The organism is Chitinophaga barathri (assembly GCF_003807585.1).
Classification (GTDB): Bacteria; Bacteroidota; Bacteroidia; order Chitinophagales; family Chitinophagaceae; genus Chitinophaga; species Chitinophaga barathri.
In genome coordinates this window covers 127,129-146,891 of record NZ_RMBX01000004.1, presented here as the reverse complement: position 1 = coordinate 146,891, position 19,763 = coordinate 127,129, and the positions used below count along the sequence as shown (strand labels likewise).

The 19,763-nt window shown below is 51.6% G+C and carries 16 protein-coding genes; 8 read left to right on the top strand and 8 right to left on the bottom strand.

Going from position 1 to position 19,763, the window contains the following annotated elements; translation table 11 throughout:
- Nucleotides 1-129: 129 nt before the first annotated feature.
- Genes EG028_RS08900 through EG028_RS08890 form a run of 3 tightly spaced genes read right to left on the bottom strand, consistent with a single transcriptional unit; the run spans nucleotide 130 to nucleotide 6,512 of the window.
- Nucleotides 130-1,653 carry a DUF5689 domain-containing protein gene (locus tag EG028_RS08900; RefSeq protein ID WP_120516252.1) on the bottom strand — a complete coding sequence of 508 codons (1,524 nt, stop codon included), beginning with the start codon at nucleotides 1,651-1,653 and terminating at the stop codon, nucleotides 130-132.
- 54 nt (nucleotides 1,654-1,707) lie between these two features.
- Nucleotides 1,708-3,234, bottom strand: coding sequence for a SusD/RagB family nutrient-binding outer membrane lipoprotein (locus EG028_RS08895; RefSeq protein ID WP_120516253.1), 1,527 nt, complete (start codon nucleotides 3,232-3,234; stop codon nucleotides 1,708-1,710).
- 11 nt (nucleotides 3,235-3,245) lie between these two features.
- Entirely contained in the window at nucleotides 3,246-6,512 is a 3,267-nt protein-coding gene (locus EG028_RS08890; protein WP_174235423.1) for a SusC/RagA family TonB-linked outer membrane protein, read from the bottom strand.
- A gap of 922 nt (nucleotides 6,513-7,434) precedes the next feature.
- On the opposite strand from EG028_RS08890, the gene EG028_RS08885 reads away from it, so the two are divergent.
- Entirely contained in the window at nucleotides 7,435-7,737 is a 303-nt protein-coding gene (locus EG028_RS08885) for a polyhydroxyalkanoic acid system family protein (RefSeq protein ID WP_120516254.1), read from the top strand.
- Here EG028_RS08885 and EG028_RS08880 read toward each other — a convergent pair.
- Complete coding sequence (locus EG028_RS08880; RefSeq protein WP_120516255.1) at nucleotides 7,734-8,591, bottom strand: hypothetical protein; 858 nt, start codon at nucleotides 8,589-8,591, stop codon at nucleotides 7,734-7,736. The genes EG028_RS08885 and EG028_RS08880 overlap by 4 nt on opposite strands.
- A gap of 165 nt (nucleotides 8,592-8,756) precedes the next feature.
- Between EG028_RS08880 and EG028_RS08875 the strand changes: the two genes are divergently transcribed.
- Nucleotides 8,757-9,767, top strand: coding sequence for a LacI family DNA-binding transcriptional regulator (locus tag EG028_RS08875; RefSeq protein WP_120516256.1), 1,011 nt, complete (start codon nucleotides 8,757-8,759; stop codon nucleotides 9,765-9,767).
- 356 nt (nucleotides 9,768-10,123) lie between these two features.
- Here the strand turns inward: EG028_RS08875 and EG028_RS08870 are convergent, their stop codons facing one another.
- The 3 genes from EG028_RS08870 to EG028_RS08860 all read right to left on the bottom strand — a co-directional run bounded on the left by EG028_RS08870 (nucleotide 10,124) and on the right by EG028_RS08860 (nucleotide 14,010).
- Entirely contained in the window at nucleotides 10,124-10,924 is an 801-nt protein-coding gene (locus EG028_RS08870) for a GNAT family N-acetyltransferase (RefSeq protein ID WP_206614422.1), read from the bottom strand.
- Between the two features lie 64 nt (nucleotides 10,925-10,988).
- Nucleotides 10,989-13,634 (bottom strand): c-type cytochrome, encoded by a 2,646-nt coding sequence (locus EG028_RS08865; protein ID WP_120516258.1) that lies wholly within the window; start codon nucleotides 13,632-13,634, stop codon nucleotides 10,989-10,991.
- A gap of 16 nt (nucleotides 13,635-13,650) precedes the next feature.
- Nucleotides 13,651-14,010, bottom strand: a complete 360-nt coding sequence (locus EG028_RS08860; RefSeq protein WP_123864607.1) for a hypothetical protein — start codon at nucleotides 14,008-14,010, stop codon at nucleotides 13,651-13,653.
- Between the two features lie 211 nt (nucleotides 14,011-14,221).
- Here EG028_RS08860 and EG028_RS08855 point away from each other — a divergent pair, with 211 nt between their 5' ends.
- The 4 genes from EG028_RS08855 (at nucleotide 14,222) to EG028_RS08840 (ending at nucleotide 16,597) form a co-directional block, all read left to right on the top strand.
- Complete coding sequence (locus tag EG028_RS08855; RefSeq protein ID WP_120516260.1) at nucleotides 14,222-15,106, top strand: oxidoreductase; 885 nt, start codon at nucleotides 14,222-14,224, stop codon at nucleotides 15,104-15,106.
- A gap of 73 nt (nucleotides 15,107-15,179) precedes the next feature.
- On the top strand, nucleotides 15,180-15,983 hold the full coding sequence (locus EG028_RS08850) for a helix-turn-helix domain-containing protein (protein ID WP_120516261.1): 804 nt from the start codon (nucleotides 15,180-15,182) through the stop codon (nucleotides 15,981-15,983).
- 69 nt (nucleotides 15,984-16,052) lie between these two features.
- Entirely contained in the window at nucleotides 16,053-16,376 is a 324-nt protein-coding gene (locus EG028_RS08845; protein ID WP_120516262.1) for an antibiotic biosynthesis monooxygenase, read from the top strand.
- A 2-nt stretch (nucleotides 16,377-16,378) separates the two neighbouring features.
- Nucleotides 16,379-16,597, top strand: a complete 219-nt coding sequence (locus EG028_RS08840; protein ID WP_123864606.1) for a hypothetical protein — start codon at nucleotides 16,379-16,381, stop codon at nucleotides 16,595-16,597.
- On the opposite strand, the gene EG028_RS08835 is transcribed toward EG028_RS08840, so the two are convergent.
- Entirely contained in the window at nucleotides 16,551-17,000 is a 450-nt protein-coding gene (locus tag EG028_RS08835; RefSeq protein WP_120516263.1) for a hypothetical protein, read from the bottom strand. The two genes, EG028_RS08840 and EG028_RS08835, sit on opposite strands and share 47 nt — an antisense overlap.
- A gap of 114 nt (nucleotides 17,001-17,114) precedes the next feature.
- Between EG028_RS08835 and EG028_RS08830 the strand changes: the two genes are divergently transcribed.
- Together EG028_RS08830 and EG028_RS08825 are read left to right on the top strand one after the other, a co-directional pair.
- Nucleotides 17,115-18,716 carry a hypothetical protein gene (locus EG028_RS08830; RefSeq protein WP_120516264.1) on the top strand — a complete coding sequence of 534 codons (1,602 nt, stop codon included), beginning with the start codon at nucleotides 17,115-17,117 and terminating at the stop codon, nucleotides 18,714-18,716.
- An 18-nt stretch (nucleotides 18,717-18,734) separates the two neighbouring features.
- Nucleotides 18,735-19,739, top strand: coding sequence for a bestrophin family protein (locus tag EG028_RS08825; RefSeq protein ID WP_120516265.1), 1,005 nt, complete (start codon nucleotides 18,735-18,737; stop codon nucleotides 19,737-19,739).
- The last annotated feature ends 24 nt before the right edge of the window (nucleotides 19,740-19,763 follow it).

Below are 19,763 nucleotides of genomic sequence, written 5' to 3'. Positions count from 1 at the left end.
GTAAACGCATAAGTATTTCGTTTTCGATATTTAACAAAACAATATACAACGAAAACGTAATAATGCATCCTTAAATAAAAAGGGTTACTCCAGTGACGGAGTAACCCTTGCTCTATTAGCCGGCAAAAATTATTCTAACAATTTGGTAGCGGCCTCGCCTTCCAGCTCCTCGATAGTGGTTTGTTTCGTCATCTGGAAAAGGTTCTGCTGCCTTGCTTTCATCCACCTGCCCAGCGTTACGTTGTATTCACCCCCGAGCATGTACCAGTAACCTACATCCGCCGTGGCATATGCGAGGCAGAGGGTATTGGAACCCGTAACGAAGTACGGCTGGCTCTGGAGGGTGAGGGGATTGATAATATCGTAATAATCGGTGTTGGTGATCTTGTAACCTCTCTGGGGCGGGCCTTCTCCCCAAAGGCTGCCGCCGTTGTGCACGAACATTACATCCACCGGGCGGGAATCCACGGTGATGTTTGTGCCTTCAAAGATCGCCACGCCGGAAGCGTTGCCGCTGTTCGCCATCAGGCCGGTGGTTTTGTTGCCAAAGCCATCCCCGTCCTGGTTCACGTAGTTAAAATACCTGATCCAGTTGGAAGAGGAAATGTTCGTTGAACCGGAACCGTTGATGCACCTGCCCGCGCCACCTACATAAAAGTAGGTGCCTTTGGCGGCCCTGCCGGTGGTCAGGTTAAATTTGAAGGTACGCATGCTACCGGTAGCCCATCCTGCGATCGGGGGACCTGTGGGAGTGGAAGCGTTTGCGTTGTTGGTCGCTACCACGGCAAACGGCGTCACGGAGAAGTCGATATCGCGCGTGGCCATGAACTGGAAATACTCATAGTTGCCGTCGCCGCCTTTTACGTCCGTTACCATACCGGTGATGATCACCGGGGCAACGGTAAGTTCGGAGCTGAGCACCACTACATCCGCCGCTGTGCGGAGGTGGAATTGCGGTGCTACTGAATCTTCCCTTACCTGTTTGTTAAAAGGAATACCATAGTAATTGGCCAGTACGGGCGCATCAACGTCCGCCACCGGGCTGGTGGTTTCCGTATGCAGGTTGATATTACCAAACCCGTCATTGAGCGTTTTATCCCCACCCAGTTTATCGCCGGCCTGGGGCAAAGGGTCGAAGCCGCCTTTTACGATCGCTACCAGGGTGCTTTCATAGTTATCGGGATTTTGCATCAGTTTGTTCACCGGCACACGGTTTACACCGATGGGCACGTTGGATGCTACTTTCACGATATTATCGGCGGAAACGCCGGTTACCTGTAAAATACCATTCTCTTTTTTCAGCACGGCGCCTTCCACTTTCACGATCACCGAATCACCGGGCACATAATTCGCAGCTGCGTTGCCGATAGCGATAGAAATACCACGGAGGCCGATGCGGCGGAAGTCCTGGATGCAAAGCATACCAGCCGGCATATTGCCGCCGGAATGATCCGATACCACTACACCGGTGAGTTTGTCCGAGCCGAACATTTTTTCCTTCGTAAGGGTCACATCCTGGCCTTTGTAAAGGTTCCGGAGGTCGTACATGGAAAAATACGGGCTTATCTGCGCGCCGGGATAATTATCATCCGCGCAGCCCCACAGGCAGGCCAGTGACAGTATGAGAAAAGAATATATGAGAGAATTTTTCATTATACTTTTTTTAGTGCGTAACAACTTTTCTTTGATGATGGTCAGATACAATGTTTATGGTTGCTGCCACCATACCTGTGTGGAGATCACATCAGGCCCCTGGGCTGCTACCGCCAGTTTGTAATTGGTGGGATTGGTGGATTGCACGTATATAGGATAGGTCATCCTGGCGGGCATCACACCATTATTTCTCAGCCCTCCGCCTTTGGGTAATACCGGGTGGCCGGTACGGCGGTATTCAAACCATTGTTGCATGTCCACTAAAAAGAGCGCATAATATTTCTGCAGATGGATCATCTCCATTTTCTGGTCCAGCGTATAGGTATCATCCCATTGGATATCCGCCGCTGTGAGATAGTCGATCACCGGCACGGTGGTCCAGCTGGGAAGCCAGTATTGAATACCTGCCTGCACGCCGGCATTGTAGTCAGATTCCGCGCCGGTTGTGGAGCTGATATAACCTTTTACGATACATTCCGCTTTGATGAACCTGATCTCCGCATAGGGAAAGATAAGACCTGTCATCGGGTCGTTCATTAATGTAAGCGAAGGTGTGGCATAGAAGTAAGACCTTTTCGGCGGGTTCTCTCCTACTGCATAGCCGCTGGGAATACCCAGGTAAGCGCCCTGGTAAGGAGCGATGCGGAACCTGTTCGCGGTACCGCCACCCCAGGTCGGGATGTCGATGCGGGGATCGTTCCATGAAACCAGGTGATCGATAAAGAATTTTCCAACGCCGGGAGCGGTGAAGTCCTGCGCGCGCACGGTCATCAGCGGGGATACGTATGGGCCCGCGCCGGTCCATTTCAGCACAGCGGATTCAGTTACGCTTGCGATAAGCGGGTAGGTGCTGACCTTTGTTTCCAGTATCTCTTTGATCTTGGCCTGCGCCTGGGCACCCACATCCGTCTTATGCGCTACTCTCAGCAGCAGGCGGAGATAAAGGGAGTTGCCGAATTTGCGCCACAGCAGGGCGGAACCGTTATAAACCGGGTCCCCATAGGTCTTAACCAAATTGACCGCACCGGTTCCGGTAAGGGCTGCGTTGGCTTCTTCCAGTTTTTGGAAGATGCTCAGGTAGATATCTTTCTGCCTGTCAAACGCCGGTTCAAAAATACCTTCTTCCTTGGCGAGGTTGGATTGGGAATAAGGGACATCGCCATAAGTGTCGGTCAGCACGGAATAGATCCAGGACTGGCAGATGAGGGAGATGCCTTTGTAGGTCATGCTGTCCTTGTCATTGCCGGCGTATCTGTAAACGTCCTTGAAGTTGGTCAGTTCGGTGTAAAGCCCGTTGTAGAGATAATCCGCCCAGTTGGAACGGAAATCGTACCGGAATACACTCCCCTCGGCATCGGTCTGCGATACGGTCACCTGCATCAGTTCATTATTGAAGTTGCGGTTGCGGATCTGCATGTATCCCATCACACCTACCAGCGCGGGAGGCAGCAATTGCTCCGGCAAAGCGGTGGGGCTCCCGTTCGGGTCGGTATTTGTTTTTTCAAAGTCTTTGGTGCAGGAGGTCGCCATTAAGCTGATCAGTACTGCCACCATTGATAATTTATATATGATGCGCTTCATGTTTATTCGAATTAAAATCCAACAACTAAGTTAAAGCCAAGTGTACGGGTAGACGGGAACTGGCCTGTCTCAAAACCCTGCACGATATCCGTACCGGCAAGCGTGCCGAATTCGGGATCGAACATCGGCCAGTCGGACCAGATGAAGAGATTACGGCCGTATATTCCCACGGTTGCTTTCTGCAGGCCGAGCCTTTTCAACATACGTGAATTGAGGCTGTAATCAAGACGCGCTTCCCTGAATTTGATGAAGTCTGTCCTGAACGTGCTACCCTCGGCATTGTCCGTACCGTAGTGCGTGCGGTAATATTCATCGATGTCTGTGGCGATCACGTCGTTCGGCCTGTATTTACCATCGGAGCCCATTACCACGCCATTGCCGATGATGCCGTTGTAACGGCCGGGAAGCGTTTTAGTCAGCTTACCCTGTTCCGCCATTTTGTAGTGCATCAGGGAGTGTGCCACGGCGCCGTATTGCGCGTCGAACTGAACAGCGAGGCGGAATTGTTTGTATGCGAATTCGTTCGTGAAACCCAGTTTCCATTTCGGCATGGTGTTGCCGAGATAGACTACTTCCTGGGTGAGCAATGCAACTCCGGTTTTAGGATCGTACACGATCTGGCCGTCCGGGGCGCGTAAATATCCCCTGCCGTAGAGGTCGCCCATACTGCCGCCAACACTGGCAACGATCTGGCCTCCACCAACAGGGCCCTTTCTCAATACCACGGAGCTGTCCCGCAGTGATTCGATCCTGTTTTTGTTGGAAGAGAATACAACGGTGGTGTTCCATTTAAAACCGCTGCGGGTAGAAACCGGTGTGCCGTTCAGCGCCACTTCAATACCCCTGTTGCTCACCTCTCCCGCGTTGATAAGGATCTGGTTGAAACCGGAAGCCCTGTCTACCTCGCGGAGAAGGTGCTGATCCTTTGTATTGCCTACATATAAGGACACATCAAACCCAAAGCGGTTCTTGAACATTTTAGCGGTCGCGCCTACTTCATAGGAATTCGTTCTAAGCGGTTTCAGGTTAGGATTCGCGAGCAGGGTTGGGTTTTCCAGGCCGCCGTTATAAAAGGGGCCTGCCGGTGAAAAGTTAAACGCGGTGCGGTACGGAGTGATACCGCCGCTGCCCACGCTGGCCGCGGAGAACCGCACCTTTGCATAGTCAATGGATTTGGGAAGTTTGGTTAATTCAGACAGTACCAGGCTCGCGTTGGCGGAGCCGTAAAAGAACCCGGCGGCGTCTGAACGGAGCGGCGTGGCCAGCGTACTGGTATAATCCTGGCGGCCGGTGAAGTCTACAAACAGATAATCTTTATATCCGAATGTCAGCATCCCGTACCAGCTGTTCACGCTGTATTTGCTTTTCCAGGGCATCGTCGCCAGCGGGCCGGCGGCGTTTGCAAATGTATAGATGCCGGGCTGTGTGAGCGAATCCGCGCGCACCTCATCCCTGTTGTAATTGTTCCTGAGAATGCTGCCGCCTGCTGTACCGGAGATTTCGAAATCGCTGCCGATCTTTTTTGCATACCGCAGCAGGAAGTCTGTACTGGATTCCATACCGAATATGTTCTGCGTGCGGTAGCTGCCCTTGGCGAGTTTGGAGCCCGCATCGTAGGGGCGCTTCTGTGCACGTTGTTCATAAGCGAAATCCAGGGAAGTCCTCACCATCAGGCTCAGCTCTTTCGTGAAATTATAAGTGGCCGAAACGTTGCCGGTCATATTATGACGGTTGGATTCGTTGATGAATTCGTAGGCCACGGCATAGGGGTTCTCGGGGAAGGAACTGTAAGGGAATTTGATCTTCCTGCCTTCCTCACCGGTTACCCAGTAATCGCGGAGCCAGTCCAGGTCAGCACTCGGCTGCCAGAAAATGTACCAGTACATCACTGACTGGTTACCATAACCGGCACCGGGCAGGTTGTCGCTGGACTTGTTCGTATAATTTACCTTGGCGTTGATCTGCAGTTTGTCGTTCACCCTGGAGTTGACGGACAGCGCCACTGTATTGCGGCCATAACCGGTGTTCGGCATGATCCAGCTGTTGCTCACATTCGTGAGGGAGAAACGGGCGGTAGTTTTATCCGTGCCGCCGTCCACGCTGATGGAGTTGGTATAGGTTTCGCCGGGGCGGAAGTATTCGTTGATCTTGTTTTTATAAGGCACCCAGGGTGTCCTTTCCTTGCCGGTGTTCTGCAACTTGGGATCGTACTGGAAAAAGTTCTGGCCTTCGAAGCGGGGGCCGTAGGCGGAGCTGGTGCCGCTGGTGCTGGCGCCGTCTGCCGTGCCACCATAGGAATAATAAGCCATCCCGTCCAGGCCCTGGCCATATTCAAATTGCAGGTCCGGCCAGCGGTTCACGTATTCGCGGCTGAGGTTGGAATTGACAGTTACGCCGATGCCTTTTTTCTTGGTGCTGCCGGATTTAGTCGTGATGATCAATGCGCCGCCCGCGCCACGTGCGCCGTATAATGCGGCCGCACCGGGGCCTTTCAGCACGGTGATGCTTTCAATGTCGTCGGGGTTGATATCGTTCAGGCCGCTGCCGTAGTCCGCCGGCATGTTGTCGCTGCCGGTGCCGTATACGGATTCGCCGGCTACCGCGGTGCGTTGTCCGCTGGAGTTGTTGGTCACCACACCATCCACAACAATGAGGGCTTCGGTACTGCCGGTGAGGTCACTTTCGCCACGGAGTACGATCCTGTTGGAACCGGTGGGGCCGCTACCGGAGCGGATCAGGTTCAGACCGGCTACTTTACCGGAAAGAGCGTCCGTCCAGTTGTTGGAGATCGCGTCTGTAAGCTGTTCGTTTTTTACCACGGTGGCTGCGTAGCCCAGCGCTTTTTCATCACGTTTGATGCCCAGGGAGGTTACGATCACCTCGTCGAGGCTTTTAGGATCGGGCATCAGCTGTACGTCCAGGCGGGCCGTTTTGGTGATGGCAAGCTCGCGGGGAAGGTACCCGATAAATGAAAATATAAGTGTGTTGGAAGAACCGGGAATAATAAGGGTATAAGTACCATCAGGGCTGGTTACCGTGCCTCTCATGGTGCCGGTTTTGGTTTTGATGTTCACACCCACCAGTGCTTCGCCGTTCTCATCTGTCACCTTACCTCTCACCACCATGTTGGAATCCGCCTGGTAAGCGGTAAATGTCGCGTATTCCGTTGTTTTGGCTTCCGGAACAGAAGCGCCAGGATGTTTGATGTCAGCCTTACCAAACGCAATGCTACTGGCAAACAATTGCAGGCCGGAGATAAGTAGGAAAAAATGTTTCATTCAACAAAATTTTGTAAGTAATTATAACCCCGTTATAACAGATATAGAAAGATGGAAACGACGATGCAGCTTTAAAAAACGTTTTAAGATTTCAGTTCTCTTTATAAGGCGCAAAGGTATATGCCCTGTTTTAAAGTCAATGTTAAGTGATTATTAAGTCCGGTTAACTCCCCAGGGATGCGGGGAAATGGAAGAAATGGAGACAAAAGAAGCCACAGTGGCTTACTTAAAGAAAAGCGACGTATTACATTCATAACGTTACTGACTTTGGTCTGTTTACTTTAAAAGGAACCCAATAGTGACACGGAAATTAAAGTGGCTTGGGCCGGCGGTGAGGCCGGGTACCATACGTGAAATTCTAAAAAACTGCCGGCGCCGCTGCCGGAAAACTCCCTGAAACCCTGGCTAATAATATATTACACCCGGTTTTGGGCCGGATATATCGTGGAACTCATCTTCATCGGTATCCATCTCAAAAAGGGACAATGCTAAAGTATAGAAAAAACGAAATTAAACAAAATTAAAATAAAGATAATTATTTAAAACACGATTTGAAATATAGTGAAATGAAATGGCTTCGTAAATGAAATAGTCATGATGCAAATGAAAAGCCCCGATTGCACAATAATGGAAGAAAGGGGCATAATGCGCCATATGCGTCAACTGATCCATCATTACCCCCGGCCTTCTGATAGTATTTTAACTAACCTTCTCCTTGCTCTATCCTTGCTCTATCCTTGCTCTATCGTTCGACGATCGTTGCTCTTCCTTTTTGGTTAAAATAATATGCATTTCTTCCCTCCTCAGTCCAAAAGTGCGCCCATACTTTCAAATACAAGGAAACCTGCCCGCCGGGTGGGTTTCCTCTTTTACGGGCAACGCTGGCCCGTATTTCTTACCTTTGGCGAAATTTTAAGCAAAGATGTCCACACTAACGATGAATATCCCCCATCAACTGTCTAAAGAAGAAGCACAGGAGCGGATCAAAAAACTGCTGACCAACCTGAAGGAACAGCAGGCGGATAAAATTTCCGATATCAACGAAAACTGGGAAGGGGATAATGCCACATTCAGCTTCAATATCAAAGGATTCGACATATCCGGCGGCATACAGGTAAATCCCGAAAGCGTGGATATCCAGGGTGAGCTGCCCTTCGCCCTTTCTTTTTTTAAGGGTATGATCTCCGATCTGATCTCCGCGAAAGCAAAAGAACTGCTGGCCTAAGGCCTGGCGGGAATGTATTCGAACCGGATCGTGGTTTCCGTATAGTCCTTTGTGTACGTTTTGATGATCAGCCCGTTTTCATCGTAGGTGATATCACCGCGGTATCCGGCCGATTGCTGGTCCTGACCTTTATAGATCCAGTTATTGCGGTCCGGCAGCGGAAAAGGCTCTCCTGTTACAGGAAGAAGGAAGACGAGGTGGCCCTGCGGCAGATTCCAGGTAAGCTCAATATTTTTCTTGTCGTCATATACGGCATACCCTACCGGGTCGTTCACCTCTCCCGGGCTGAACCAGTAAGCGGCATTCCCGTTTCGGTACACGTAATGAACGGTGTCCGTCTTCCCGGTGAACCAGCCTTTGTGAATTCGCAGGCACAACGTATCGCCGTACACATATTCGTTTTCCGTCAGCTGGAAGGTATCCACATGCATAGGATTCGGGGTGTAATAGGAATTGTGCCAGTATATGCGCGTTTCGTTGCCGCGGTAAAAGAACTCTTCCCTGCTGATGATCTTATTGTAATGCACGTCGAAGGTCTCGGAACGGGTCACGCGGTGCTGGTTGTCGTAATAAAGCGTATCCCGCCGGTCCAGCTGAATGTCGTTCGTGTCGTTCGACGTGAAGTTGTTCGAATACCTTCTCCGGCTCACCGGTTTGCGCTGGCTGTTGTAGGCCCACTCATCGATGTACTTCGTATAAGTAGTGATGTGGCCTTCGTCTTCCACGTCGAAAATATCCAGCTGGACGGCCCGTTTCATCAGGAAGTCCGGTTCTTTGGGCGGGAAAGGCGGTTGCGGGTCTTTGATGCATCCGCCAAGCAGCAGGACGCTGGTGAGGTAAAGCAGTGTTTTCATAAAGATGGGCAGGGGATGAATGTCCTTATCCTAATGTAAGGGATATTCCATCACCGGGTACTACTGGAAATAGTAGTTTTTTATACTATCTGAAGGCCCGTCAGGGCTGTATTCTGTCAAAATAATATTGCTGTTGGCGGTATTTTCATTATCTTTTAGTCCGATATGAAAAGTAGTGTTGTCACTATCAAGGATATAGCTGAAAAACTCAAAGTGTCGCCCTCTACCGTATCCCGTGCATTAGGCAATCATCCCCGCATTGGCCTCAAAATGCGGATGCAGGTACAGGCACTTGCCCGTGAAATGGGTTACGAGCCCAATTCACAGGCCATTTCATTTAAACAGAAACGCACCTCCATCATCGGCGTCATTCTCCCATTTATAAGAGAAGATTTTTTTTCCTCCGCCATCAGTGCCATCGAAATGGCCGCCATCGCACAGGATTACACCATTCTTTTCGGGCAGAGCCTGGATGATCCCGAACAGGAAAAAAAGATCGTGGCCGCCATGAAAAAACAGCGCGTGGACGGGCTTATCATCTCCCTCAGCAAATACACCCTCAATTACGATCATTTATTGTCATTGCATAAATATGGCATACCGGTCGTGTATTTCGACAGGGTGCCGCCGTTCAAGGATGCGCATAAAGTATTCTGTAACATGCACCGCGGCACGGTGCAGATGGTGAACTGGCTGCTGAGCACCAAACACAGGCGTATAGCGCTTATCAACGGGCCGGACAGTATGCCTGCCTGCAAAGAAAGACTGGGCGGGTACATAGAAGCGCTTTCAAAAAAACAGATCAAGGTGGATATGCAGCTGGTGGAAACCACGGACCTTTCCAGCGAACAAACGACCGAAGCGGTAGCGAGGCTGCTGAGGCTAAAAAAGCCACCCACGGCCATTATCAGCTTCAACGATTATGTGCATATGGATGCCGCGCGGTACGCGCTGCAGCAGGGCGTGAGAGTAAATGAAGATATCATTTTCGCGAGTTACGCAAATCTTCCCGTGACGAGTTATATCGCCTTCCCTCCCGCCGCTTCTTTGGAACAGTTCCCGTTCAGGCAGGGCGAAAAGGCCATGGAACTGATTATCCGCGCCATGCACGAACAATCAGACGATTTTTACACGGAAGAGATACTTCCCGAACTCGTGTTCAGCATTAATAAATAAAGCTGGCTGGTGTATGAACCAGGATAGTAGTAGTTGTGTTAAAAAAAGAACAAATAAAGAGTAGCAAATAACGGCTGTGGCAAGTGACGCTTATCACAAAATCGCTTATAATTTTAAAGAGTAGCAAATAACAGGTTCCGCAGTGGTATTGACCTCCACCGGGTTAATAACGCTTATGATGAATAGTTTTTTTCGACAGTTTATATTCTGCTTTCAGTCGTGCTAATCAGTTGTACTAGTCAAGGATATTGCTGGTTGACAAATCAAATATAAGCCAGGAATCAATCCAAAAAATGCGCAATCGTTTGTGCAAATTATACATAACAGTATTAGCTTTTTACGTAATACCCACTGCCTTACAACTCACGCTCCGGAGAAGGTGTGTGGCGGATCATGCCGTACGCCGGCCCGAACCCGAACTGTTTATAAAACCGTTCCAGCCCTTCGCCCGTGTACAATCCCACCATGGCATTTTTCGCCGCGTTGTGATCCAGCCAGTCCGTCAGCGCCCGCATGATGGCGGTGCCTACCTGTTTGTTTTGCCAGTCTTTGCGCACTATCACATCTTTTACGTAATAAAAAGTCTGGCCATCGCCTAACAGCAGTGCGCATCCAATGGCCTCGCCGCTTTCCGTATCTTCCGCCACTACCGCATACAAAGCGGCAGCCAGCGCCTGCTGCACTTTAAGATCATCCAGCGAAGAATTCCATCCCACGGAATGCTGGAGGCTCCTGTATTCGGCTATTTCCGGCTTCCTGGCCACGATGCGCATGGACGCGGGAAGCGTAACGCCGCTCTTTTCCCTTTCCATGATGGCCGATGCAAAATGAATATAATACCCGTTGATGTCCTTCACCGTATACTGCGCCATGCCCCAGGGCTGGTTCTCCATCGGGTACACGATCTCCGCTTTATTTTTCCGATGCATCGCATATAATACGTCCAGGTGTTTTACCCGCATCCAGACGGAGTTCCCTTTGGAAGCCGCCGCCAGCTGAGGTTCCAGTGCAAACTGCACACCCACGCCCTGCCACGACACACCGCCGTGCACCGGCGGGTTGCCCCATTTCCATTGCGCGGGAAATCCCAGTACCTCGTGCCAGTAAGCAACACTGGCCGTCACATCGGTAACGGCCAGTACTGGTTCAGCTTGCATAAAAACGGGTTGCAGATTTTTTGATTCGTTTTCCATGTGTCTGAATTTAGCAGGGTAAATATCCTCAAAACACCAGCATTGGGGCAAATATTGTATCCTTCGGATTGCCCCCGCCTTTTAAATACGCTACCAGGTCTTTCAGTTCTTCAGGGCTCAGGCTGTTGATCAGCCCCGGCAGCATTACGGACACCTTGGAAGCCTTTGTGCTGAGTACCTTATCTTTTTCCAGTTCACGCAGGGTCTGCGGCGCAAAAGGGTTCTGTGAGATGTAATAATTGTCATCGTCTTCATTCACGAGGCGGCCCAGTACGGAAGTGCCGTCCTTTAACGTGAACACCATGGCGCCGTATTGATCACTCACGGTTTTGTTCGGGTCTATAATGGATTCCAGCATGTCTTTGGTGGAGAAACGCGTGCCCAGCTGCGTGAGGTCCGGGCCTGAAGTACCACCTTCGCCGGCCATGCTGTGGCAGGAACTGCACAACACAACATTGAATATCGCTTTGCCGCGTTCAAAATCGCGATGGCTCAGGCCACTGTCTATCACCCTCACCGCTTCTTCCAGTTTCCATCTGCGTCCGGGGCCTTTCGGCTGCTGGTATTGCGTGAGGTTCACCCTGCCCTTGCTCACCAGCGAATCGCCGGAGAGGCTATTGAATTTCGAGAATTCATCCTTCGGCACCAATGCCAGTGCGCTTTTGCGCGCATAGTCGATGAAGCCCACAAAACTGCGACCGCCTTTATAACTGAAAGCGTTGTAAAACCATTTGAAATATTTTTCGCGGTCTTGTTCCGTCCAGCCGCTGGCCGCTGTACTGAGCACGGTGGCGTACCAGGTTTGCTGCATGGGCGGTATTTTAGCGAGCATGGCCGCAATGTCAAGCCCGTATCGCGGGTTGCGCATGATCAGGTCTTCCGAAGCGGTGGCGGTTTTTCTTTCCTCCGGGTCGTCTTTGGCGGAAGCCAGCAGCGTCATGGTTTTGGAGACTGCTTCCGGTGCATCAAGGTATACGAGCAGTTTGCTCAATTCGCGGTTCAGCGCATTGGTTTTTGCGGGGTACAGCGGGCTGAGATAGGCGTTCAGCATAACCTTCTGCGCACTGTCCGGCATGCCCAGCCGGGTGATGGCCAGCTCTATGGCGCGTAATGCATCTATTTGCTGCGCATCGTTCAGCTTGCTGAAATTGAGCCCGGTGAGGCGGTGCAGCAGCCTGTCCTTTGCATCGGCGGTTCCTTTGCGGGCGAGCGCAATGCCCAGCGTGATCACCGTAACGGGATCGGTTTCCGCGAGGGCGCGCTGCTGCCAGGTTTCAATAGGCTGGCCTTCCACGCAGATCCTTGCGGCAAAACGTACATACCGGTCTTCGCCGCGCAGGTGCGGCCAGGCGGCGTCCAGCGCGGTCGTATTTATTTTCCCATGATAAGCTTCCAACGCTCTTCTTGTTTTCTGCGCATCGGTGAGCACGGGCGCGTCAAGGTCTGTTTTGTTCGGCGTATTGTTTTTGTAATAAATGCGGTAAAGATCTGATTCCAGCCTGCGGCCGCCGGTAAGGAAATACATTGCGCCGTCCGGGCCTATCACGCCGTCCGTCAGCGGAAGCGCGGAGCCGGAAAGGAATTCTTCCGCCTTTGCTTTGTAAGTGCCCCCATCCGGCTCTAGGTGCACGGCGTAGATGATGCCAAAGCTCCAGTCGAACGCGAAAATGGCTTTACGGTATTTTTCAGGGAAACGCGCGTTTTTGCCGGACACTACATTGGTGGGCGAGCCCTGCCCGATGTTGAGTATACCGGGAAGGTTATCGGGATAAGCGGGGTCCCATTTTGCGGTGCCGGGCCGCCAGCCGAACTCGCTGCCGCTGGTCACGTGGCAGATGCGTGTAGGCCGGTACCAGGGCATGCCAAAATCCCATTCCATGTCCGAATCGTAAGTGAACAGTTCGCCCGCTTCGTTGAACGCCATATCGAAAGCGTTGCGGTAACCTGAACTGATCAGTTCCCAGTCCGTGCCGGTGGAATCTACCTTTGCGATCCAGCCGCCGTGGGCGTTTACGATCTTGTCGTGCCCGCCGGGGTCTTTGATAATGGGCAGCAGGTTGTCTATGCTGTCCGTGGGCGCGCTGCGATAGCGGTTCATCTCAGGGATGCGGGTGAAGTTCCCCGCGATCACGTACAGCGAATGGCCGTCAGGGGACAGCACAATGCTGTGAGGGCCGTGTTCCCCCTCTCCTTTCAGTTCTTTCAGCAGCGTAACCTTGTCAAACTGGTCATCGCCGTCCGTATCCTGCAGGCGGTACAGGCCGCTGCTTTTTTCAAAGTGCTCGTCGCTGTTGTGGTTCACCATTACATACAGGCTGTTGAAGGCCCATAAGAGGCCCTGTGCGTAGCCCATGGTCACACGGGAGGAAGTATCCCCGCCGATGTACAGCGGCTCGGTGCGGAGTTTCGAGGAATCACCGATAGCAGGCAGCTGCACGCGGTAGAGGTAACCGAACTGGTCTGACACGATGAGCCGGCCTTTGGGATCGAAGGTCATGGCCACCCATGAGCCCTGACCGTTGTCTCCGGGGCTGTAAAGATGTTCGGCCGTAAAATCATCCGGCAGTTTCAGTTTATCAATTTTCGGATCGGCGGAATGTGTTTTTTCCTGTTTGGGTGCACAGGAAAAAAAAACGGTTGCCAGCAGCAGCACTGTAGTGAGTGGTTTGTACATTGGCCTTTGTTCTGGATTATCTGTTATATGGATATTCACTTACCCATCTGAAACCGCGGCTCACCAGCCCGAATGTGCGGTGATCAAATTTCCTGAGCCGGTACAGCACGGTATCGTTGTTCATAACGACGGTGAGGGTCAGGTACGCGGAATCTGCGGTATACTGTAATCTGGATCGATGTGTAGTGTCTCCCGCGCGGGGCAACGTGGTGGTTTGCAAAGCAGTATCCACCTTGAAAGTAAGATTTTCCAGTGAATCGTTCATCAGTTTTACCAGCACATTTCCTTCAGACTGGATGATGAGCTGCCGCCAGCGCGTCGTATCCCTGAGCAGGGGTGGTATCGTGCTCCATAAGCGGGATGAATTCAATGACATAGGGTGTTTGTTAGATTTAAGTTGTAGCGTAGGTTGAATATAATTCAAAACGTCCTGATCACATAGCAGATGGCTGATTTGTTTCGCCTGTAAAACATGGATCCGCCACCATGGCCCCTCCCTAAATTGAGCTTTTCAACAAAAAAGATTGAGCTTTCTAACAAAATGACCTGCCTGAATACGACCGTACTTTGCAGTAAATAATCACACAATGAAACAAGTTTGGTTTATCACAGGCAGTTCACGCGGATTAGGCCGCAGCATTACCATAGCAGCGTTGGAAGCGGGTCACCACGTGGCCGCAACCGCCCGGAACCCTCAGCAACTGGCGAACCTGGAGGCACAATACCCAGGCCAGCTCCTCCCCGTCCGGCTGGACGTGACCGATTACAAACAGGTACACCAGGCCGTGGCCGATACCGTGGCACATTTCGGGCGCCTGGATGTAGTGGTGAATAACGCCGGCTTCGGCATCACCGGGGCTACGGAAGGGTTTACAGACGAGCAGGTGCGCAGCCAGCTGGAAACGAACCTTTACGGTCCTATAGAAGTGACCCGCGCTGTATTGCCTTACCTGCGCAAACAGGGATCAGGCCGCATTCTCCAGATCAGTTCCATCGGCGGGCGCACGGGCAATGCGGGGCTGAGCATCTACCAGGCCGCGAAATTCGGGCTGGGCGGGTTTTCTGAGGCCCTCGCCAAAGAAGTCGCACACCTTGGCATTCATGTTACCAGCGTGGAGCCGGGCGGCTTCCGTACGGACTGGGCGGGCAACTCCATGAGTTATGCACCGAAGGTGGAAGGGTATGACAACGTCAGCATGATCGAAGACATTCTCTCGTCCGGTAAATTCAAACCCATGGGCGACCCGGACAAAGCCGCCAAAGTGATCACGGACCTGGCCGTACATCCCAACCCGCCGGTACACCTGGTGCTGGGTAGCGAGGCCGTAGCCCTCCTGGAACAGGCCAACGCTTCCCGCGACGCGGAACTGGCACACTGGAAACCCATCAGCGTTACTACAGACGCGGATGACGCCGAGAATTTCTTCGAGTCAGCAGCCAGCCAGTTAGTCAGCAAAGCCAAAGGACTTTAATCAATTTCACCAGGACAGCATTGTTGCATAGATTTGTACAACAATGCTGTTTTGATGTTTTAACCGAGCATGTATGGAAGATCAACTGAGGTCGCATATTTTGTATTCCTGTTACTCCCACATGAGCCGTGAAGGGGAAAACTTTGTACCGGAGCATATTTTCAGCTACACGCTGTCCGGCAGCATGGATATGTTCACCGGCGGGAAAAGTTATCATTTCGGGGAAGGCCAGTACCGCTTTTTCAGGAAAAACCAGCTGGCAAGGTTCATCAAACACCCGCCCGCCGGGGGAGAATACCGCTCCGTATCCGTATTGATGGATAAAAACACGCTTCAGAGCATCAGCGACGAACTGAATATCCATGCCAGCCAGCCTTATACCGGGGACAATATCGTCACCCTTCAGCCCAGCAACCTGTTCAGCAACTACATCAACTCCCTGAAACCTTACATGGAAGCGGGTCAGGATATCAATCCCGCGCTCACCAACCTCAAGGTACGGGAAGCAATAATGATACTGCTGGAAACCAATCCTTCCCTGCGCAACCTGCTGTTCGACTTCAGCGAGCCCGGGAAAATTGACCTGGAGGCGTACATGAATGAACATTACCGTTTTAATGTGGACATGACCCGTTTCGCCTATCTCACCGGCAGAAGCCTGGCCACTTTCAAACGTGATTTCGAAAAGATCTACCATACCTCGCCCAACCGCTGGTTACAGCAAAAACGTTTGAACGACGCATTTTACCTGCTGAAGGAAAAAGGCCGCAAAAGCTCCGATGTATACCTGGAAGTGGGGTTCAAAGACCTTTCACATTTTTCTTACGCCTTCAAAAAAACCTTCGGGATGGCGCCTTCCACTGTGGCGGCGCAATAATTTTTTGAAAAGCTGTCACGCGCGGGAATTGTTTTGTGTCTTATTGGGGAACAACTCAAAAAAAACACAATGATCACCGTAAAAGTAACTTACACCGTAAGCGCCGAATTCGCGCAAAGGAACATCGCCAATGTAAACACCTTTATGCAGGCCCTCCGCCAGCTGAACAACCCGGCGATACGTTATGTATCCTATCTTGGGGAAGACGGCAAAACCTTCACGCATATTGCCCAATACGACAATGCCGCCGCGCAGCGGGAGTTCCTGGCAATGCCGGCCTTCCTGGAATTTCAGCGCCAGCGTGATGCCAGCGGGCTGGAGAAACCGCAGCACGTGGAAACCATGCAGGTAGTGGCCGCTTCTTATGATCTGTTCACCTCCTTAAATTCCTGATCATGCAGAAAGCTCCTAAAAAGTGGAAAATGGCAGTCCTGGTATGGATCGCCATTTATCCCACCATTACGCTGTTATTCGCGCTGCTGGGTGAACATTTTGCCCGGATCGAACCGCTGCCGTTGCGCACGCTGCTGATCACGGGCATGGTGGTGCCGATGATGGTATTTTTGATCATTCCGGTTTTGCAGAAGGTGTTGCGGGAGTGGATGGGGCGGTAACCTTGGGGCTTTCTTTATGCAAGAAAGCGGCATATATGCTGAATCCAAGCAGGAGAACCATTATGCCGAAATAGATCTCAGGATGGCTGCTTTCCATCACTACATCGTTTCTCAAGGGGTGTATCAGCACCTTCACGATCTTTCCCCGGTCATATTTTCCGCTGTTGCATTCACTGCCAGAAATATACAATTCATACGCTTCGCCGTTCACATCCACGATGATTTTGGGACCGCCGTAACGGCCGCTGTCATCGCAGTTAAAGGCTGGCATTGTCACCAGCGCATCTGTTTTGCTGCCGAAATAACGGACAAACGTTTCCATCCCGAAATAGCCAAAGAGTCCCAAAAAGATAAGACTCATGCCGGTTGCCATGACAATAAAGGCTGCTTTGTTGCTAAACATAGGTATAACCAGATATTAATACAGTTTACAATATCTGACATTCTCCGGGCAGTTTGCATATTTTTTCGGAAATTCAGGGAGTTAATTAACCCCTGAAAATATCAATCCATCCCCATGGGCAAACCCGTTCATACACCTGACCCGGTGGGCAGTACCCCCAAATCAAGGCCATTTTTCGGCCCCACCAGCATACCTGATCCTTTTTTCAAGCCAGGCAAAGCAGCGCCTGATACTGTGCAAAAACAGGATGAAGACAAAAAAGCCGCCGCGCCCGATCCCGCTAAACCCACACCCGGTACCGAGCCCGCCAAACAGGAACCGAAAAAAGAACCCGCGCCTGAAAAGCCGCATGTGTTCTACAGCATCTTCGATGATATTGTTTTAAAGTTCCCGAAACGCTGGCAGGATTCCTATTACCGTTCCAAACAGTTCGGCACCAGCATCGTGTTTGACCCGACATTCGGGCAGGAACTGCTCTCTTCCGAGATCATGGCATTATGGAATGTGTTTTATGCTTTGCAGATGAAAGAAATGTCTAAATACGGCAGCAAGATCGATTTTTCCAAAGGCCTGGAAATGGCGGAGCAATTATCCGGCACATCCGGCACTTACATCAGCCTCGCCTCCCTCGTGCTGCACAAGGACATGAAAAAATATTTGTCGGACGACCTGCCCGCTTATGCGAAGGACAACCTCCCCACTTTCCTCATCACCGGTGCATTGCTACAAGGCGGTATGGTAGGGCTGAACGCGCTGATGGGCAGCGAGCTTGATTTCAGCTCACTCATCGGCCCGGCCACCAGCAAATTCACCGAACCGCCTTCCGGGTTCAAACGGCCCTTTATGCTGAACAACATCCCGGACAAACGCTGGAAATCGCCATTCCTGGATGCGCCGGAGAAGTTTGAACTAAAATATTCGGGCACAGACGAAGAAGCCGAAGAAAAGAAGTGGAGCCTGGGTCTTGGGTTTAACCTCGCATCCGCTCTTGGCAAATACCCTGAGAAAGAAAAGGACAAACCCGGATACAAGGGCATGGAGTTCTTCCCTTATTTCAGTTATACCAACAAAGAACCCGTGGAAGGCAAACCCGCCCCGGATGAAAAACATAAATTCATGGGCGGCGTATACACCGGTGCGGCAGGACTCTATGGCCTGCTGGAAGGCGGCGCCCGCCTCGACGATAACAAGTCCCTGCTGGAAGGATATGGCAGGGCAGGTTTTATGATGAAAAACTTCGGCCCGCTCAGCCTTATGCAGCTCACGGGCGAACTGGATTACCGGCCGGACGTACCAGAGCCTTACCGCGGCCGCATCAACGCCGCCGCCGCATTTAATATCCTGGACAAAGACAGCTGGAAATTCCAGCTGGGCGCCGGGGCCGGGGGACTTCTTCCCGCGGGCGACCAACCCGGTGCGGTCGACTTCAGGGCGAACCTTACGCTTGCCCACCGCTTCAAAGCACCGGACTTCCCATTGCCGCTCAGCACCGGTGTGGACGCCACGTTCAATTACGGCAAACAGGACCCTTTCAATGCCAATTCCCCGGACATGTACGGCGTGCTCACCCGCCTCACGTTTTTTGATATCGTAAAATTCGGTCTTGAATACTACAAAATAGACCAGAAAGTAGAAGGCCTTCCTGACCGCGACCTGCGCGGAATGCTCACCTTCGACTTCGCGCCCGTGTTCATGAAAAAGAAGAATGATAAATAATTTTCTTAAATTATTGGCATGAATGCAGGCAGCAATTACAGCTTTAAAGAGTTCGTTCTCTGGACGAGAACCAATATCTATTACCTGGTGATCATATCCACCATTCCCGTGATACTGTATGAAATTGTAGGCTGGAAGTGGCTGGGCGTACCTTGGGTGCCGGTGGCGCTGATAGGCACGGGTGCGGCGTTTATCGTAGGGTTCAAAAACACGCAGACGTACAACCGAATGTGGGAAGCCCGCATCATCTGGGGCGGCATTGTGAACACCAGCCGCACCTGGGGCATAATGGTCAAAGATTTTATCCGCTCCGCGAACCGTGAAGAAGCGGCTCAATATCATCACACGCTCATTTACCGCCACATTGCATGGCTCACGGCCTTACGTTTCCAGCTGCGGGAAACGCGGCGCTGGGAGAATGTAAAAGTAAAATCCTACAATATCGAATACAGGAAATACTACAAGATCCCTGAATGGGAAAACAAACTCTCCGACGACATCGCGCCGTATATCAGCGCTGAAGAATGGGAGCGTGTTTCCAAAACTAAAAATCCCGCCGCGCAGATCATTGCCCTGCAATCCGCCCAGCTGCGCGAGCTGCATGAGCAGGGGCATATAGACACGCTTTGTTACATAGAACTGGAAAACACGCTGAAAGACCTGTACACCGAACAAGGCCGCAGCGAGCGGATCAAAAACTATCCTTATCCCCGGCAGTTTGCCAGCATCAACCTGTTTTTTATCCGCCTGCTGGTAGTGATCCTGCCGCTGGGCATGCTGAATGAATTTTCGCACCTGGGCCCGCATTGCGTATGGCTGAGCATTCCCTTCAGCGTGATCGTGAGCTGGGTATTCACCTCGCTGGAGCAGGTGGGCGAGAGCACGGAGAATCCTTTTGAAGGCGGGCCGAATGATATACCGATTACGCAGATGAGCCGGAATATTGAGTTTGATCTGAGGGAGATGCTGGGAGAAACGGAACTTCCACCGGCGGTGGTGCCGGTGCATGATATTGTGTTGTAGTGCAGATATACAAACTATAAATAA

Coding starts and splice junctions, on each gene's coding strand:
- EG028_RS08900 (WP_120516252.1), bottom strand. CDS start 1,653: ATGAAAAATTCTCTCATATATTCTTTTCTCATACTGTCACTGGCCTGC.
- EG028_RS08895 (WP_120516253.1), bottom strand. CDS start 3,234: ATGAAGCGCATCATATATAAATTATCAATGGTGGCAGTACTGATCAGC.
- EG028_RS08890 (WP_174235423.1), bottom strand. CDS start 6,512: ATGAAACATTTTTTCCTACTTATCTCCGGCCTGCAATTGTTTGCCAGT.
- EG028_RS08885 (WP_120516254.1), top strand. CDS start 7,435: ATGTCCACACTAACGATGAATATCCCCCATCAACTGTCTAAAGAAGAA.
- EG028_RS08880 (WP_120516255.1), bottom strand. CDS start 8,591: ATGAAAACACTGCTTTACCTCACCAGCGTCCTGCTGCTTGGCGGATGC.
- EG028_RS08875 (WP_120516256.1), top strand. CDS start 8,757: ATGAAAAGTAGTGTTGTCACTATCAAGGATATAGCTGAAAAACTCAAA.
- EG028_RS08870 (WP_206614422.1), bottom strand. CDS start 10,924: ATGCAAGCTGAACCAGTACTGGCCGTTACCGATGTGACGGCCAGTGTT.
- EG028_RS08865 (WP_120516258.1), bottom strand. CDS start 13,634: ATGTACAAACCACTCACTACAGTGCTGCTGCTGGCAACCGTTTTTTTT.
- EG028_RS08860 (WP_123864607.1), bottom strand. CDS start 14,010: ATGTCATTGAATTCATCCCGCTTATGGAGCACGATACCACCCCTGCTC.
- EG028_RS08855 (WP_120516260.1), top strand. CDS start 14,222: ATGAAACAAGTTTGGTTTATCACAGGCAGTTCACGCGGATTAGGCCGC.
- EG028_RS08850 (WP_120516261.1), top strand. CDS start 15,180: ATGGAAGATCAACTGAGGTCGCATATTTTGTATTCCTGTTACTCCCAC.
- EG028_RS08845 (WP_120516262.1), top strand. CDS start 16,053: ATGATCACCGTAAAAGTAACTTACACCGTAAGCGCCGAATTCGCGCAA.
- EG028_RS08840 (WP_123864606.1), top strand. CDS start 16,379: ATGCAGAAAGCTCCTAAAAAGTGGAAAATGGCAGTCCTGGTATGGATC.
- EG028_RS08835 (WP_120516263.1), bottom strand. CDS start 17,000: ATGTTTAGCAACAAAGCAGCCTTTATTGTCATGGCAACCGGCATGAGT.
- EG028_RS08830 (WP_120516264.1), top strand. CDS start 17,115: ATGGGCAAACCCGTTCATACACCTGACCCGGTGGGCAGTACCCCCAAA.
- EG028_RS08825 (WP_120516265.1), top strand. CDS start 18,735: ATGAATGCAGGCAGCAATTACAGCTTTAAAGAGTTCGTTCTCTGGACG.